This window comes from Rheinheimera hassiensis, from assembly GCF_022436675.1.
Classification (GTDB): Bacteria; Pseudomonadota; Gammaproteobacteria; order Enterobacterales; family Alteromonadaceae; genus Alishewanella; species Alishewanella hassiensis.
Window position 1 is genome coordinate 113846 of the sequence record NZ_JAKUJZ010000011.1, and the last position, 17887, is coordinate 131732.

General features: G+C 46.9%; 15 protein-coding genes. 6 read left to right on the plus strand and 9 right to left on the minus strand.

Features of this window, described 5'->3' with window-relative positions; translation table 11 throughout:
* Window positions 1-7 precede the first annotated feature (7 nt).
* The 3 genes from MJX74_RS20310 to speA all read right to left on the minus strand — a co-directional run bounded on the left by MJX74_RS20310 (window position 8) and on the right by speA (window position 3819).
* On the minus strand, window positions 8-937 hold the full coding sequence (locus MJX74_RS20310) for an acyltransferase (RefSeq protein WP_240224833.1): 930 nt from the start codon (window positions 935-937) through the stop codon (window positions 8-10).
* A complete protein-coding gene (locus MJX74_RS20315) occupies window positions 937-1830 on the minus strand; it encodes an acyltransferase (protein ID WP_240224834.1) in 894 nt (297 codons plus the stop codon). The genes MJX74_RS20310 and MJX74_RS20315 overlap by 1 nt, the downstream gene beginning before the upstream one ends.
* Window positions 1831-1932: 102 nt before the next feature.
* A complete protein-coding gene (gene speA, locus MJX74_RS20320; protein WP_240224835.1) occupies window positions 1933-3819 on the minus strand; it encodes a biosynthetic arginine decarboxylase in 1887 nt (628 codons plus the stop codon).
* A 135-nt stretch (window positions 3820-3954) separates the two neighbouring features.
* On the opposite strand from speA, the gene speE reads away from it, so the two are divergent.
* From speE to MJX74_RS20335, 3 genes are all read left to right on the plus strand, one after another.
* A complete protein-coding gene (gene speE / locus MJX74_RS20325) occupies window positions 3955-4809 on the plus strand; it encodes a polyamine aminopropyltransferase (RefSeq protein WP_240224836.1) in 855 nt (284 codons plus the stop codon).
* 117 nt (window positions 4810-4926) lie between these two features.
* On the plus strand, window positions 4927-5376 hold the full coding sequence (locus MJX74_RS20330) for a DUF4124 domain-containing protein (RefSeq protein ID WP_240224837.1): 450 nt from the start codon (window positions 4927-4929) through the stop codon (window positions 5374-5376).
* Between the two features lie 186 nt (window positions 5377-5562).
* The gene (locus MJX74_RS20335) at window positions 5563-8142 is read left to right on the plus strand and encodes a TonB-dependent receptor (protein WP_240224838.1); all 2580 of its coding nucleotides are present in this window, start codon (window positions 5563-5565) and stop codon (window positions 8140-8142) included.
* 68 nt (window positions 8143-8210) lie between these two features.
* On the opposite strand, the gene rsd is transcribed toward MJX74_RS20335, so the two are convergent.
* Entirely contained in the window at window positions 8211-8696 is a 486-nt protein-coding gene (rsd, locus tag MJX74_RS20340) for a sigma D regulator (RefSeq protein WP_240224839.1), read from the minus strand.
* Window positions 8697-8840: 144 nt separating this feature from the next.
* Here rsd and nudC point away from each other — a divergent pair, with 144 nt between their 5' ends.
* Both nudC and hemE read left to right on the plus strand, forming a co-directional pair.
* Window positions 8841-9635, plus strand: coding sequence for an NAD(+) diphosphatase (gene nudC, locus MJX74_RS20345; RefSeq protein WP_240224840.1), 795 nt, complete (start codon window positions 8841-8843; stop codon window positions 9633-9635).
* 297 nt (window positions 9636-9932) lie between these two features.
* On the plus strand, window positions 9933-11012 hold the full coding sequence (gene hemE / locus MJX74_RS20350; RefSeq protein ID WP_240224842.1) for a uroporphyrinogen decarboxylase: 1080 nt from the start codon (window positions 9933-9935) through the stop codon (window positions 11010-11012).
* A gap of 54 nt (window positions 11013-11066) precedes the next feature.
* On the opposite strand, the gene MJX74_RS20355 is transcribed toward hemE, so the two are convergent.
* From MJX74_RS20355 to MJX74_RS20365, 3 genes are all read right to left on the minus strand, one after another.
* Window positions 11067-12431, minus strand: a complete 1365-nt coding sequence (locus MJX74_RS20355; RefSeq protein ID WP_240224843.1) for a TonB family protein — start codon at window positions 12429-12431, stop codon at window positions 11067-11069.
* A gap of 129 nt (window positions 12432-12560) precedes the next feature.
* A complete protein-coding gene (gene sthA, locus MJX74_RS20360) occupies window positions 12561-13970 on the minus strand; it encodes a Si-specific NAD(P)(+) transhydrogenase (RefSeq protein ID WP_240224845.1) in 1410 nt (469 codons plus the stop codon).
* 102 nt (window positions 13971-14072) lie between these two features.
* Entirely contained in the window at window positions 14073-15185 is a 1113-nt protein-coding gene (locus tag MJX74_RS20365) for an acyl-CoA desaturase (protein WP_240224846.1), read from the minus strand.
* Between the two features lie 98 nt (window positions 15186-15283).
* Between MJX74_RS20365 and fabR the strand changes: the two genes are divergently transcribed.
* On the plus strand, window positions 15284-15892 hold the full coding sequence (fabR, locus tag MJX74_RS20370; RefSeq protein ID WP_240224848.1) for an HTH-type transcriptional repressor FabR: 609 nt from the start codon (window positions 15284-15286) through the stop codon (window positions 15890-15892).
* An 18-nt stretch (window positions 15893-15910) separates the two neighbouring features.
* Here the strand turns inward: fabR and trmA are convergent, their stop codons facing one another.
* Complete coding sequence (trmA, locus tag MJX74_RS20375) at window positions 15911-17005, minus strand: tRNA (uridine(54)-C5)-methyltransferase TrmA (RefSeq protein ID WP_240224850.1); 1095 nt, start codon at window positions 17003-17005, stop codon at window positions 15911-15913.
* Window positions 17006-17136: 131 nt separating this feature from the next.
* Window positions 17137-17628: an RNA recognition motif domain-containing protein gene (locus MJX74_RS20380; protein ID WP_240224852.1), complete on the minus strand. Its 492-nt coding sequence runs from the start codon at window positions 17626-17628 to the stop codon at window positions 17137-17139.
* Window positions 17629-17887 lie beyond the last annotated feature (259 nt).

The window sequence follows — 17887 nt, forward strand, 5'->3', positions numbered from 1 at the left end:
GCCCCAGCTAGCAGGGCAGCTGGTCGGGTGCGGTGGCTAATACCTGAGCCTGATGATATTGCTGTATAAGTTGGTCTTTATGCTGCCAGCGCTGGTTTAACCATAACTGAAAGCGTTCACGAAACTGTTCATCGTTAAAATAGTCGCCAATAACCTGCTGATCTACCTGCAGAACTTCTACCTGTACCACCACCCGTTTTAATTTACCCATCAGCATATCCATAGCAACATGCTGCGGGTTATCGGGGTAAAGCAGGGTAAAGTCTAATATAGCGTTAAATTGTTCGCCCATACTCGCCAGCGTGAAGGCAATACCTCCTGCCTTTGGTGGCAATAAATGCTGAAACGGGCTGTGCTTTAATGACTGTTTTTTTGTGGTAAAGCGGGTGCCTTCGACAAAGTTAATTATAGTGGTAGGGACTTTGCTGAATTTCTGGCAAGACAGCCGGGTTGTTTCAATGTCTTTGCCTTTTAATTCAGGCCTTCTCGCCAGTTGCGCTGCACTGTAGCGCTTCATAAATGGCATATCTAGCGCCCAGCAACCTGTACCTAGAAATGGCAGCCATTTTAGTTCGTCTTTTAAGAAAAACTTCGGCTCTGGAATGCGGCTATGAGCGACAGTGCTGACAACCGGAATATCGAGCCAGCTTTTGTGGTTTGAAATTAGCAGGTACCAGCTTTTTTTATCCAGCGTTTGGGTACCGCTTACTTGCCAGTCGACATTATTAAACAGGTTAATCAAAGCGGTATTAACTGCTGTCCAGCCACGGTAACAGCCTTTGCCTGCCAATGCGGTAATACGATGCACAGCTTGAAACGGCAGCAGCAATTTAATGATGCCCAGTGGCGTAACCAAAATACCCCACAACGCCAGATTTAACGCAAACAAGCTAAAGCTGAAAGGCAACAGCAACCAGCCGGGTAAAAAACTTAGCATTACTGCTTCTCTCTCTGTTTCAGCGCGGTTAGCTGCTGATCTTTATGTTGCCATAACTGGTTGATCCACTGCTGAAACCGCTCGCGGTATTGGCTATCGTTGTAGTCGCCCAGCAGCTCCGGCGTTATAGGTATTACGCGGATTTGCACGGTAATATCACGCACTTTGCCGGAAATATAGTCCCAGAAACTCGGAATGCCCTTGGGGTAATGAATAGTGATGTCGAGAATTTTATGCAGTTGGTCACCCATAGCGCCCAGTACAAAAGCCATACCACCGGCTTTGGGTTTTAACAGGTTTTGGTACGGAGATTGTTGCTGACGATGTTTTTCCGGGGTGAAGCGGGTACCCTCAACAAAATTCATAATTGCTGCCGGTTTAAAGCGAAACTTATGGCAAGCCTTGCGCGTGGTTTCTATGTCTTTGCCCTGTAAATGCGGATTTTTTTGCAAAAAGCTTTTGCTGTAACGCTTCATAAAAGGAAAATCCAGTGCCCACCAGCACATGCCTATAAATGGCACATAGATCAGTTCTTTTTTCAGGAAAAACTTAATAAACGGAATATTGCGGTTAAATACTTTTTGCAGCACCAGAATATCCGCCCAGGACTGGTGATTCGCCAGCACCAGATACCAGTCTTTAAGCGATAGAGTTTCCAGGCCTGATATTTGCCAGCGAATACGGGTAAACAGCCGGGTGGTGAAGTTGTTAACGCTGATCCAGGCAACGGCACAGGCATCCAGCAGGTAAGTCATCCAGCTTTGCCAGCGCGTAATCGGCGGCAGCTTTAATATCGCCAGCAGCATAATGGGTATGCACCAGAACAGCGTATTGACGATATAAAGCAACAGTGAGAGCATGCCCGTTAGAGGGCTGGGTAAAAAATGCAGCATAACAACACCTGGTATTTGTGGCCGGTCTGATTTTTTGCCGGCTAAAAATAATAACAGCAGGCGAGCCTGCTGTTAACATGTCCGATGAGTAGCTAGTTTACCTTAATCTTCAAAATAGGTGTAACCATAAACACCGGCTTTCAGTTCATCCAGCATTTCGTCTTTCTTGCTGTCGGTAATCTCTAACTTTGCCAGCTGACGGGTGTAAGAAGCGATCAACTTATTCGCATCAAACTGCACATACCGCAATACATCGGCTACTGTATCGCCTTTAATTATGTTGGTTAGTTTATAGCTGCCATCATCGGTTAGTTCAACGTGCACTGAGTCAGTGTCGCCAAACAGGTTGTGTAAGTCGCCCAAAATTTCCTGATAGGCGCCTACCATAAACATACCCAACAGGTACTGCTCGTCTTCTTTATACAGTGGCAACGGCAGGCTTGGTTCAATGCCGTTACCATCGGCGTAGCTTTTCAGCTGGCCGTCAGAGTCACAGGTAATGTCCTGGATGATAGCGCGATGGTCCAGCGGCTCGTTCATCCGCTCCAGCGGCATTACCGGGAACAACTGGTCAATACCCCAGGCATCCGGCATGGACTGGAACAGCGAGAAGTTGACAAATAACTTATCAGCCAGTTTTTCATTCAGCTCGTCGTGAATAGAGCGGTGTGAGCGCGCTGTCATATCCAGATTGGCTTTTACTTTGTTAATGGTGGCAAAGTAAATTTGCTCCAGTAACGACCAGTCTTTCAGTGTCAGCAGGCCATGCACATACTGGGCATGGGCATCAGTAAAGTAATGCACTGCATCGTGGTAAGCTTCAATCGCCGTGCGCGGTGTAACGTTTTGGTAGGCTTCCCACAGGCCAAGGATTACTGTTGGTGAGTCTTCACTTGGCTCTGGTAAATTTACCAGACCCGGTGCGCGCTCAATATCAATAGCATCGGTTACCAGTACAGCGTGGTGTGCTGTCATGGCCCGGCCGGATTCAGTAATAATATTCGGATGTGGCAGGTCGTACTCGTCACACACTTCTTTTAAGCCATTTACCACATTACGGGCATATTCGTACATGGTGTAGTTCATTGAACAGGCCGAGCGTGACTTAGAACCCTCGTAGTCCACACCCAAGCCGCCGCCGACATCGACAGTACTGATCGGTACGCCTAAAGTACGCAGTTCAGCATAATGGCGGGCGCATTCACGAATGGCGTTATGAATATCACGAATATTGGCAATTTGTGAGCCGATATGAAAATGCACCAATTGCAGTAAGTCCAGCTTGCCTGCATCACGCAGTACATCAATCGCCTGCAGTACCTGAGTGGCAGTTAAGCCAAACTTACCCTTCTCGCCACCGGTGTTTTGCCACTTGCCTTTGCCCACCGAATTTAAACGAATGCGGATCCCAATGCGTGGCGCAGTACCTAAATTATCAATTTCACGCAGCAGGGTTTTCAGCTCAGACAGTTTTTCTACCACCACATAAACCGTATGGCCCATCATCTGGCCAATAGTGGCTAAGCGCAAAAACTCGCTGTCTTTATAACCGTTACAGACAATTTGCAGTGGCTGATCGGTAACACCTAAAATAGCCATTAACTCCGGCTTACTGCCGGCTTCCAGGCCAACTTTGCCGCTGTCGTGGCTGATCAGGCGTTTTACCACCGAGAATTGCTGGTTTACTTTAATCGGGTAAACGGCGGTGTACTGGCCCTGATACTCTTTTTCTGCTTTGGCACGCTGGAAAGATTTAATCAGCGTGTCTACCCGGTGTTGCAGAATGTCAGTAAAGCGTACCAGCACAGGTAAGGTTAAGCCTTCCTCTTTAAAACGTGCCGTAAGCTCAGGAAAACTGATGCCTTTTTTACTGTGATCCTGATCCGGATAAGCCACCAGATCACCATCAGTATTAACATCAAAATACCCTTCACTCCATACCGCTACGTTATAGATAGAGCGTGCTTTTTCAGTACCCCAGTCGGCCATTGTCGTTCCTTTAAAATTAAGATGTGCATAGTTTAAAGCCAATGTGGTAAAGCTGCAGCAAAAAACATCGAAATATTTGTCCTTGGCGGCACAAGCAGGCAAAATATGCGGCTATTTTGTTTTGAGGATAACACTATGTCTGGCGACAACAATTGGTTCACTGAAATTTTCGCCCCCAGCGGCAGCGCCTTTGGTTTGGCTATCACAAAGAAGCTGGATGAAGTCCAGTCGCCATTCCAGAAGATTGAAATGTTCGAGACGACGCATTTCGGTAACCTGATGGTGATTGACGGCGTTATTATGCTCAGCAGCCGCGATAATTTTCTCTACCACGAAATGCTTAGCCACCCGGTGCTGTTTACCCATGCTAGTCCGAAAAACGTGGTGATTATTGGTGGTGGTGATTGTGGTACTTTGCGTGAAGTGTTAAAGCACCCCGGCGTGGAAAGCGTAACGCAAATTGATATCGATGAGCAGGTGACGCGAATGGCTGAAAAGTATTTTCCGGAACTGTGTGCCTCGAACAACGATCCGCGCGCTACCCTGAAGTTTGACGACGGCATTAAATATATGCGCGAAGCTGCGCCAGAGTCGATAGATGTCATTATTGTGGATTCAACCGATCCTATCGGGCCGGGCGAAGGGCTGTTTAACCGGGCATTTTATGACAGCTGCCGCAAAGCGCTGCGCCATGGCGGCATTTTAGTACAGCAGAGCGAATCGCCACTTATCCATATGCCGTTACTTAAAGACATGCGTGATGCCATGCTGGACGCCGGTTTTGATGCACTGCAAACGCTGTTATTCCCACAAATGGTGTATCCGTCTGGCTGGTGGACATGCACTCTGGCGCGTAAAGGCGCAGCCTTTAATGGCTTTCGGGAAGCTGATGCGGCTCAGGCACCATTTAGCACAGATTATTACAATGCCGAAGTGCATAAAGCCGCATCAGCCTGGCCTAATTTTATGAAAAAAGCATTGCTGGGCTAATGCGAGACAGATATGACTGCAGTATCTGAAAGCGTATTAAAACAGTATAAATACCAGGCTTAGCTTGCCTATTTGGCAAGGTTTTTGTACATTTATTGCTCATGCATGGGGTGGTAAATGATAAAATACGGTTGGTTATTATTGTTAGGTGCGTTTTCAGCACAAGCCGCTGTCTACAAGTGTGAGCAAAACGGTGTGGTAGAGTTTAGCCAATTTCCCTGCTCAGGTGATGCTGAAACCGTAGATATGCGCCCGCTCGGCAGCGCCATGATAGGCTCCCGCGGTGAGTATAAGCAGCAAGTGGATGCATTAAAACGCCAGAGCCGGTTTGTTGAGTTTCAGATTAGCAAGTTGGAGCAGGAAAAACAGCAAAAGTTGGATTTACTGAAATCTGATTTGTACAAGCTACGTCGAAGCTTCCCAAAGGCCGAAGAACTTGCCATCTTACAGCAGCGTATTGAACGGATGGCCGAACAGTACGACGAAAAAATTCAGGCTGAACGCAGTAGTCTTGCTAGTCTGCAGTTAAAAGCCGGCAATCTGGAACGACAATACGCACAAAACTAAGCATGTCTCCTGCCAACAAAAGAGCCCCGCACTGCGGGGCTCTTTTGTTTCTGGCCTGTAAGCAGGTAATCAGTTATTTATCATTGTGATAATTTATTTTTCATCATGTTAATTTTTTGGCTTTGTGCTACACAGTTAAAGCTGCTTAAGCAGTTGATGACAATACAAATAACAAAAAGGATGCATATGAAAACGTCATTTAATTACTCACTTTGTGCGCTGGCGGTAAGCTCTCTGGGTTATAGCAGTGTTACTTTAGCTCAGCAGAGCGATGAGCAAACTGCGGCGGTAGAGCGGATTGAAGTTACCGGTTCGCGTATTAAACGCAATGATTTGGAAGGGGCTGCACCAATCGACATTATTAACCGTGATGAGATTGCGAAGTCGGGCTTTTCTAATTTGCAGCAATTGTTAGAGCGTACTCCGGTTGCAGGTACAGGTACATTTTCTACCCGTGGTAATAACCAGGACTCAACAGCTAATGGGGGCGCGGCTATTAGTTTACGTGGTTTTGGTTCAGATGCCACGTTGGTATTAATTAATGGCCGTCGTGTTGCGGTAAGTGCTTTTGCTGAAAACATCGCTAACTCTTTCGTTGATATTAATTCTATTCCGGTAGCCGCGATTGAGCGGGTGGAGATTTTGAAAGACGGTGCTTCGGCAGTGTACGGTTCAGATGCTGTTGCTGGTGTCGTCAATATTATTCTGCGTAAAGATTTTGACGGCGCAGAGCTAAGCGTAAGCCATGGTGGAACTACCGGGCCATCGTATGATGAAACTTCAGCCAGCATGGTATGGGGTACGCAAACGGATGATGCCAATGCGACATTAATCTTAGATTATTTTAAGAATACTGTTATTACCGGCGCCGAGATGGGGCGTTTTGGTACAGCAAATCAAAGTCCGTATGGTGGTGAGGATTTACGGTCATCACGCGGTTTCCCGGGTAATTTTATTGTTAATGGTGAAACCCGCATTGATCCTGGTTGCCCGGCTGACCAAACGTTTGGCGAAACTTGCGTATATGATTATGGTCCTGTGGGTATGGTGGTCCCTGCTGCTGAGCGGGTTGGTGCTATTTTTCAGGCTAGCCAGAGTTTTACCGATTCTGTACAGGGCTATGTCGAGTTGTCAGTACAGCATAACCGCTCGCAAGCCGCCGGTGCCGCGACGCCTTTAGATGGCGATGCCGGGCTAACAGTGCCGGGTACGCATCCTAACAACCCCTTTGGTGTTGATATAGCCATAAACCGCTTCCGCACTGTCGATGCCGGCGCCAGGGTGTGGGACATTGAGTCAGACTCTTTACGTTTAGTGGCGGGCCTGCGTGGTCAGCTCAAGGGCTGGGATTGGGATATCGCCGCGCAAAAAGGTCGCAGTGAATCTATGCAAACCGGCAGTAAGCAACAAGGCTGGGTACGTACCGATTTCCTGCAAGAGCAAATTAACCTCGGCAACTATAACCCCTTTGGCGGTACCTTTAATTCAGCTGAAGTGATTGATGCCATCACTACGTCACTGGTACGTCGTGGTGAATCACATATTACTGCATATGACGCCAGCATTAGTGGTGAGGCTTTTGCGCTGGGTAACCAAATGGTGTCAGTGGCAGCGGGTGTGGAATATCGCGAGGAAGATGCTTTTGACCAACCGGATGACCAATTTCAACGTGGTCTGATTTTCGGCACTGAGTCGGTGTCTGCGCAGGCGCAACGTGATCAATATGCCGCTTATGTTGAGTTACTAATTCCAGTGGCTGATGAGCTGGAATTTACGCTGGCCGGACGTTACGACCATTACAGTGATTTTGGTTCTAGTACAAACCCACAGTTAACTATGAAATGGCGGCCATTGGATAACTTCACCATGCGGGCTTCCTTTGGTCAGGGCTTCCGTGCACCTTCTTTGGCACAAATTGGCCTTGGTCCGTCGCAGGAGTCGGTATTCTTCACCGATAGTTTTCGTTGTCCGATACCTGATGCCGGTAATCCTGCCTGTGCGGCTACAGATTACACTATAGTTTTTGTTGGCACAGAAGGGTTACAGCCGGAAGAATCAGAAACCTATAATCTGGGTGCAGTATGGCAGATTACTGATGAGTTTGATGTAACCGTAGATATTTGGAGCATTACGCAAGACAACAAGATCGATAAAAACGACTACGAGAACGTGTATAACGCCGAGTGTGCGAATCAAAATAGCACGGTTTGTGTGCGTTTAGCGCCATTACCGGGGCAAGCGCTGGGTGAGCTGTCCAGGTTGTTTAACAGCTATGTTAATATTAGCGCGCAGGAAGCTACGGGTATAGATCTGTCCACATCTTACCACTTGGTGCTGCAGGATATGGGGCAGATACGTTTCAGCCTGGATTGGTCTTATATCAGTAAGTTTGAAAAGAATGGTATTGATTACGCCGGTGAATATAATTATCCGCAACACCGTTGGTTAGCCGCTGCAGACTGGAGCCATGGTGATTGGGGTGTGGTGACCAGCCTTAGCTACACTGGCGAGTTTGAAGATTACGCGGCACCCGATTTAGTTGAGTCTACAACAACCCGCAGTATTGATGCGCAAATGCTGTTAGACGTGCAAGCCCGCTATAATGTGACTGATAAGTTGCAGTTAGCGCTGGGTGTTAACAATTTGCTGGATGAAGACCCACCATTTGCTATCGGTGATGGTGATGCTGACTTATACGGTTACGCCTCTAAAGTGCATAATCCGCGTGGTCAGTATATTTATGGAAAAATAACGTACAGATTTTAGTTGTTGATAACGAGCAGCGCCTTCAGGCGCTGCATTTTTGTGTAAATCAATGTTCAGTAAGACAGTCTTCAGGCAGATACATTACTATCGGTATGTTTCTCATACAGAGTATCAATAAGTTCATCTTCATAAGCGAAGCGTTCTTCCAGTGCTTGCCCCAACTCAGACAGCTCGCGATCAAAAGCTGCACTATGTTTTGTGCTCAGATGGTCAGCGTACAGGTCATTAAAATTCAGTGCCAGATCGGTTGATACCGCAATCTTCGGATACAGGCTGTCAGCCAGCTTACGGCTGTCCGTACCATTTACCGCACATTCGGAGACAATACGTTCATACACTTCAAAATGTCCGGCAGATAAATAATCCACCATTAACTGGCAAAACTCTTGCACTGCTGTTTGCGTAGGTAAAGTGGTGCGTTTGTTGTCAAAAGGCGGCAATGCGGCCAGTTTACAATAACTGACAATAAGCTGTTGGCGCTCGTCCAGCCAGTTGTCTATGGCGGTAAGCGAACCACCCCATTTTTGTCGCGCGGTCTGCACACGGGTGTACATTGCCTTCTCCTTCAATGCAGCGTTCTGCTGCAGTTAACTCTAATTAAATGAATTTCGCACGAAAGATCAACCGTTTTTTTATTGGTCAGCCCAGTGAACGGCATTATGATAGCGCGAACTACAGAGTACAGCAGAGAACCGCTTATGATCAAACACAGTATCAGCTTAACGCCGAATCAGCATGGGCTTTGGTTTGTCGTGAACCGGGGCCGTATCTGGGTCAATGCTGCAAGGCAGATCCCGCAGGGCATGCTAAGTGCATTAACATTGTCGGCAGAGCCTGAACAGATATGCCGGCTGGGTGAGCTATCAGGGCAAGATGCCTATCTGCTGATTAACCATGACCATATTGCAGATGAAAATGAGTGGGTGTCGCCGCGAGACTTGCTAAGCGAAGATGAACAGATATTTCATCTGGCGGCCAGAGCGGTGCAGGTAGCATTATTTTTGCAAACCCACCGCTTTTGTGGTCAGTGTGGCAGTGCCATGAGCCTGGTTAGTTGGGAGCTGGCAGCTTTGTGTAACAAGTGCGGCCACCGTTGCTACCCGCGCATAGCACCTTGTGTACTGGTGGGTATTATCAAAGATAAACAAATCCTGCTGGCGCGCTCCAGCCGGCACCGAAAAGGCTTTTTTTCTATCCTGGCAGGTTTTGTTGAGTCCGCAGAAACACTAGAGCAGGCGGCAGCGCGTGAGGTAAAAGAGGAGGTCGGCGTCGATATTACTAATTTACGTTATGTTGGCAGCCAGCCGTGGCCGTTTCCGCATTCATTAATGGCCGGTTTTATTGCTGACTATGCCGGTGGAGATATCGTCTGTCAGCCACAAGAAATAGAAGAAGCATATTGGTTTGACCTGGCCTCCTTACCGGAGGTGCCGCCAATACAAACGCTTTCAGGACAAATTATTCATCAACTACAGCAAATTGCAGGCAAATAAAAAATCTTCTGGAAAGGTTTTTAACAAGGCGGGCATTGGTCAGTAAGGGTTTGTGCCATGGATGGCAGAAAATAAAAAAGCCACATAAAGTGGCTTAACTAAATGGTTTGCATGGTCCCGTTTAAACGGGCTTCTTGCTTGTTATTCTTCACTAGCGCAGCAATGTTATAGCAGATCGATTTCTTGATGACAAGCCTCTAGCATAAAAAACCTGAACACAGCATTTACAGCGAAAACATAGTCGCTGGGGCTGCAGAGTGTTAAAATAACGCCAATCCTGTGAATGGCGGACAATATATGCAATTAAAAAATGATCGATACCTCAGAGCTTTATTAAAACAACCGGTAGACAGAACGCCGGTTTGGATGATGCGACAAGCAGGTCGTTATTTGCCTGAGTATCGTGCGACCAGAGCCCAGGCCGGTGATTTCATGTCACTGTGCAAAAACCCGGAGCTGGCGTGTGAAGTGACTTTGCAGCCGTTGCGCCGTTATGCGCTTGATGCCGCAATTCTGTTTAGTGATATTCTGACTATTCCTGATGCTATGGGTTTAGGCCTTTATTTTGGCGAAGGCGAGGGCCCTAAATTTCAGCGGCCAGTACGTGATTTTGTTGATATTGCCAATCTGCCTATTCCGGATCCGGAGCAGGAACTGCGTTATGTGATGGATGCGGTGCGCACTATCCGCCGTGAGCTGAATGGCAGTGTGCCGCTAATTGGCTTTTCCGGTAGCCCGTGGACGCTGGCAACCTATATGGTTGAAGGCGGCAGTAGCAAAACCTTCGGTATGATCAAGAAAATGATGTTTTCCGAACCTGAAGCCTTGCACCTGTTGCTGGATAAGCTGGCGCAAAGCGTGGTGTTGTACCTGAATGCGCAAATAGCGGCAGGTGCCCAGTCTGTGATGATTTTTGATACTTGGGGCGGAGTCTTAACACCGCGCGATTATCAGGAGTTTTCGTTGGGCTATATGCAGCAAATAGTCAACGGTTTAACCCGCGAAGCAGACGGCCGTAAAGTGCCGGTAACACTGTTTACCAAAAACGGTGGCCTGTGGCTGGAAACAATCGCTAATACTGGTTGTGATGCCTTGGGGCTGGATTGGACTATCAATATTGGTGATGCTAAAGCCCGTGTTGGCGATAAAGTTGCGCTGCAAGGTAATATGGACCCGTCAATTTTGTTAGGCTCACCAGAGCGCATCCGTCAGGAAGTACAGATGATACTGGACGGTTTTGGTCAGGGAACAGGCCATGTATTTAATCTTGGCCATGGCATTACACCTGATGTCGATCCTGAGCGCGTCAGCGTTTTTATTGATGCTGTGCACGCATTTAGCCGCAGTTATCATATGAATACTGATCTGACCGAATAAGCCGGATAGCCCCCGGCATCACACCGGGGGAGAGCCTGAGCTGCCATGGCATGATTAGTTTGTGCTTGTGGCGACAGTTTGGTAATCGGCAAGCAAATCTTCAAAGCTTTCAATGGTCCAGTTACGCCGCTTTGCTTCTTCCAGCGCTTGCTGGAGCATTGACTCGCCCCGGCTTTGCTGGCCAAGCTCAATAAAAGCAATCCCCAGAGTGGATAGCAGATTGGGGTTGTTAGCATCTACAGCGCGGCCTTGTTCTGCCAGCCTGATCGCCTTTTGTGGGTCCCGCAGTGTTGGATCATCTGACATCGCCAGCAGCGAAGCATATTCGGTTACTGCAGGCATGTATTCTTGCAGTGCCGCGCCTTCCAGATAACCGGCAGCTTTATGTGGATTATAATTAACATTATTGCTGTCCAGTAGCTCCTGAGCTAGCAAATAAGCGGCTTTGGGATTACCGCCATCAGCAGATATACCCAGCCAGTTTAACGCCTTACTGGGATCTTTATCACAGCCATTACCGGTAATTAAACATTGCGCCAGGCGATACTGCGCGGGCTGATAACCATTGATAGCTGCCTGCAGATACCAGTTAACAGGTGAGGGATCGGTAATAATATTATTCTCTGCCAGTACAGCGTACAGGTACTGATATTTGGCCGATTCTGCTTTAGCTGCCGCCAGAACGGCATCAGTATACTCCTGACTATCGCGCTGGAATTTACGAGCTTGTGAACCTGCAGAGCTTGTTGTTCTGAAGGTATGCGATTGTAGTTCCATCCTCACAGGATCGCCGTATAAATCTTTTGGCGGCTCAAACTGCCAGCTTTTCACGGCATCCAGCACGTACTCATTGATCCCATCGATAGGGAAGCTGGCAACGATATTGGCGTTTTCTACTGTGCCATCTTCAGTCACGTCATAGTGAGCAACTGCCCAGGCGGCGACGCCTGCGCGCTCGAAATAGGATGGATATTTAGGTTCAGGCTGGCTTATTGCTTTTAATCTGCTGCTGGTGTTTACATAACGGTTGGCACTTGGATACAGGTTACCCAGTAGAGCTTGTTTACCATACTGGTTGTTCAGTGTGGTATACACTTCTTTTCCGGCCAAACGCGAAGGAAGTTTGGTGCGTAGTACCTTGTATTGTTTATCTGCTAACGGGTGTTTGCCGTCACGGGCAATTAATGTCCAGGCGTAGGCTAGTTTTATATCTGCATCTACACCTAAACCTTCGGCATACATTCTTGATAACAGATACTGCGCTTCAAGGTGACCCAGCTCAGCCAAGGCTTCAAGCTTTGGTTTGGCCTGTGAGTATTCTTGTTGCTCGAACAAGGCCTTTGCTGTGGGGAAATCAGCATGTGCCTGAAATGAAATGGTCAGCCACAATAATGCTAAACTGTATCTAAGTTGCAGCATAAAAAGCCCCCGTAAACTATTTATTTAATTATTATACAATTGAGTTTACAACGATTTATCAGGCAAAACAAAAATATATATCACAATGGTAGTTAAGTGATTTATTCATTAAATATCAGTGTCTTATTGCTAAAATAGCCGGTTAAGGCCATTCAATGCAGCTACCCGATATGCTTCTGCCATAGTGGGATAATTAAATGTGGTATGAACAAAATACTCCAGGGTATTGCCGCCATTTTTCTGCATCATAATAGCCTGACCGATGTGTACAATTTCTGCGGCACGCTCACCAAAACAATGAATACCAAGTATCTCCAGCGTATCTCGATGAAATAACAGTTTTAAGCTGCCCACACTGGTATTGGCAATTTGTGCCCGGGCCAGATGCTTAAACTGGGCGCGGCCCACTTCATAAGGAATTTTTGCTGCAGTGAGTTCCTGTTCAGTTTTACCAACGGAGCTCATTTCAGGGATGGTATAAATACCAGCAGGGATGTCAGCAATCAGGTGGCCATCCAGGTTACCTTTAACAATAGCTTCGCCAGCTAAGCGGCCTTGATCGTATGCCGCGCTGGCTAAACTGGGGTAGCCAATGACATCACCAACTGCATAGATATTGTCTATGCTGGTTTGGTATTGTTTAGTCACTTTAACTAAGCCTCGGCTGTCTGATTCGAGGCCTATTGCCGCTAGATTCAGCATATCAGTATTGCCGGTGCGGCCATTAGCAAATAAAAAGCAATCAGCCTTCATTTTCTTACCGGATTTAAGATGCAGCACTACGCCGTCGTCTTTACCTTCAATGCGGTCAAATTCTTCGCCATGACGAATAGTCATACCGGAGTTCCAGAAATGGTAGCTCAGTGAATCTGAAATCTCAGCATCCATGAAAGATAGTAAGCGGTCACGGGTGTTTACCAGATCTACCCGAACACCTAAACCACGGAAAATAGAGGCGTATTCACAGCCAATAACACCAGCACCGTAAATAATAATGTGCTTGGGATCGTGCTGTAGTGACAAGATAGTGTCTGAATCATAAATCCGGTTATGGTTAAAGTCGACATCTGCCGGCCGGTAGGGGCGTGAACCTGTGGCAATAACAATAGTTTTGGCACTGAGTTCAAAGCAACTGCCATCATCACTGCTGATACTCAGGTTATGATTATCAATAAAGCGGGCTTCGCCCTGATATATCTTTACCTGATTACGGTCATAAAAACCGGTTCTCAGTCGTACTTGTTTGCGGATCACGCCGGCGGCATGTTTTAAAATTTGTGAGAAAGTCAGTTTGGTATGCTGTTCATCGAGCTGAAATAGTGGGTTTTCATTAAATTCAATCAGGCGGCTGACCGAGTGGCGTAACGCTTTTGACGGAATAGTGCCCCAATGGGTGCAACCACCGCCGACAGCATGATAGCGTTCAATCGCCGCGACTTTAAGCCCACTTTTAGCCAGATACATTGCCGCACCTTCGCCGCCGGGGCCGGTTCCTATAACAATGGCATCAAAATCAAAGCTGGCTTTTTTCGGGGACATTTTTCTCGCACTCACGCTGATAATCTCACTGATTTAACTAACTTAAGTTTGAGCATATCAGGTATCAGACATAAAAAAAGAGACCGAAGTCTCTTTTTTCTATCATGCTACGGTATTCACCAGCCGCTGCCAGTGTTGCTGTTGCAGATGGTGTTTAAATTCGTGGTATTTATGTTTGAAATCTACCGCTTGATACTGTGCAAGCAGTTTATCTTTGCGTTGTAGTAGTAGTTGCTTTCTGATGTTGTAATAGTCCTGCATTCTTGCAAGCAGTAATTCGTATTCATGCTGTAGCAATTGCAGTAGCTGCTCTGCATCAGGTTTTTGCCGCACATTATCTTGTGCCCGTTTCAGCTGCATTTGTAATTTAGCTTGTTCAATTCGTTCTTCAGGAACGGTACGAAGATTGCCCGTTAGCTTCACCCATGAGGCGGTTTTAATAAACCACTTCGTTGGATCAAACTGATACCATTTAATGCCGTTGCGGTAATCATATTCAAAAATATGATGGAAGTTGTGATACCCCTCGCCATATGTCACAAAAGCCAGTATGCCATTATCGCGTGCAGAGTTTTTTTCTGTGTAAGGCTGTGAGCCCCACACATGGGCCAGAGAGTTAATAAAAAATGTAAAATGATGGCTTAATACCAAACGCAGTACGCCGGCAAGTAATAACATGCCCAGAATGTTACCGCTGATAATACCCAGTAATAATGGGATACCAAAGTTGGTGGCTATGGTCAGCCACAGGTAATTGCGGTGTTGCCACATTACGATTGGGTTTTTCTGCAGATCTCTTACATTGGTGTAGTCTGGTTTTTCTACATCTTCATAATCACGCAGCATCCAGCCAATATGGCTATACCAGAAACCACGTCCGGCAGAATAAGGGTCTTTGTCATTGTCATCAACATGACGGTGATGCACACGATGATCGGCAGACCAATGCAGCGCACTGTTTTGTAAAGCAAAAGCGCCGCCAATAGCGTAAATCCATTGCAATATGGGATGTGCATCATAAGTTTTATGTGCCCACAGCCGGTGATACCCGGCAGTGATAGACATACCGCAGTAGCCTAAGCATATAATAGTGGCGATAACCTCAAACCAACCGAAGCCCACAGTTAAGGCGTACCAAGGCACACCAATGGCGGCAATCAGGGTTGTGATAGAAAACAGCAGAACGTTAGTCCAGATAATAGGGGCTTTTTTCATAAATTCCACTTTAGCTTACAACTGTTCGCTCATTCTACTGGTCACAACCCCCGGGTCAAGGTATAAAATAGTGCTTTTTAGTGAATGAAGGAATATCTGTGTCTAGAGCAGAGCAGAAAGAGCGCACCCGCCGCGCTATTATCAATGCCGCTTTTTCTCAACTGAGCGCCGATAAAAGCTTTGCCAGCTTAAGCTTACGTGAGGTGGCGCGTGAAGCGGGTATTGCGCCTACCTCTTTTTACCGGCACTTTGCTGATATGGATGAATTAGGCCTTACTTTAGTCGATGAAGCCGGCCTTATGCTAAGACAGTTAATGCGCCAGGCCCGACAACGTATAGAGAAAAACGGCAGCGTTATTCGCACCTCTATAGAGACTTTTATGGAGTTTGTTACCGGTAACAGTAACGTATTTCGTTTATTGCTGCGCGAGCGCTCAGGTACCTCGGCGGCGTTCAGAGGGGCAGTAGCCCGCGAGATCCAGCATTTCGTTGCCGAACTGGCCGAGTATTTACGTAAGGAAACCATTTGCCCGGACGAATTAGCCAGGGCACAGGCTGAAGCCATGGTGATATTGGTTTTTCATGCCGGAGCTGACGCGCTGGACGCGCCACCAGAGCAATATGGCTATTTAACCAGCCGTACCATTACCCAGCTACGTTGGTTGACCCATGGTGCAGCTGGTTCTGGCCGTAAACCAAAAGGCTGACGTTGTAGCTGGTATTTATCAGCTCTGACGTCTACGTAGCCATACACCGCTTTCAATATGGTGGGTGTAAGGGAACTGGTCAAACACTGCCAGTTGCGCAATATCATGGGTTTTAGCCAGTGTCTGTAAGTTCTGCGCCAGCGTTTGTGGGTTACAGGAAATATAAATAATATCATCAAAGCGGCTGACCAGCTGTTCGGTTGCACTGTCCAGCCCGGCACGCGGCGGGTCAACTAATATCGTGTTCAGTTGCATATCAGCTAAATCCAGCTGTTTTAGCACAGAGCCTTGCTGCATTGCAGCTGATACATCTTCAGCAGACATTTGCAGTACTTGCAGGTTGCTCACTTTATTCAGTGCAATGTTGTATTGTGCCGACTTAATTGAGGTACGGGAAATTTCCGTTGCCACTACTTTATTAAAGCAGGGTGCCAGGGCTATAGAGAAGTTACCATTGCCGCAATACAACTCCAGTAAATCCCCTGATAGTTGCTGAGCAATCTTTTTTGCCCAACCTAGCATTTGCCGGTTTACTTCACCATTTGGCTGAGTAAAGCTGCCTTCTACCTGTTGATACTGCAAAAGGCTGCCATCAAGTTCGAATTGCTCTGTGACATAATCGGTGCTTACCATCAGCTTCTGCTTACGTGAGCGGCCAATAAACTTCACATTGTATTGTTCGGCCAGCTTATCCGTCAGTTGTTTAGCCTGCTCCAGCCAGCTATTGGTTAATGGCCGCTTATAAATAAGAGAAACCAGCAGCTCACCAGACAGAGTTGCTAAATAATCAACTTGATATAATTTATAGCGTAGCTCATGGTTAAACTGAATATTTGCCAGCAGCATCGGCATAAAGTCGGCAATAGTGCGACAGGCTACCGGAAAATGGTCAATACGCACCTTATCGCGTGTTTGCGAGTCAAACATAGCATGGTAAATATCATCACCATTGTGCCAAATCCGGAACTCCGCCCGTAAACGGTAGTGCTCGGGCTCAGATCTGAAGATCTCTGCTTCCGGGGCATTAAAATCTGATAGCAGCTTTTGCACAGCATTAACCTTATCCGTCAACTGCTCTGAATACTGCTCGGGGAAAACCTGACCTACGCTCATCTGCAACTCTATTAAACCAAAACAGCTATTTTAAGCCAGAGCAGAGGCTGAGCCAACCTTGAATCTCAACAGGGCGGAAAATGAGCATAAAAAAGGGAAGCAAAAGCTTCCCTTGTAGCGATAATCGATAATTACTCTTCAGTGTCGTCAGTATCTTGACGCTCTTTAGCTTCACGCACTTTTAATGTGCGTTCCTGAAAGTTAAAATCATTTAACTTCTGGATCATTTTATCGCCGTCTTTCGCGGCCACTTCAACAAAACCAAAACCACGACGCCGACCTGTTTGCCGGTCTTTCATCAAACGTACATTAACGACAACACCAAACCGTTGGAATAACTCTTTCACGGCATCTTCGTTGGCACGATAAGGCAGGTTACCTACATATAAGGTAGTCGTATCACCTTTATAGTCAGTCATCACCAAAGGTGCTGCCGAGGGAGTCGTGCCAGCACGGCCTTTAACATCCACTAACACCGGCACCAGTATGCCGGCTAACAAAACACCTATCACCACGAAAATTTCCTGAGCCAACTCTAAATCAGGAAGAAAGGCAAAGCCAAGATAAGCCAACACCGCTAATGCCAGTGTATAAGGCAAAGAAGCACGTAAAGTGGGTAACATAATAATATCCTAAGCACTTAGTTCTATTTATCGGAATGCTTTAATAAGATAAAGCAGCCTTATCTTAGCGGTTAGGTAATAAACCGCAACCATAAACAACAGCTTGTTTGCACTCGATTTGTATCTAAAACATGCAAAAAGCCCATTTAGTAAGCAAACAGTACGTAAAACCTCATTTTCACCAAATAACCGCTTGCAGGTATTTCAAAACGCCCTATAATGCGCGCCATGCCACGGGGTGCTGCAGTTTGGGTGTCTC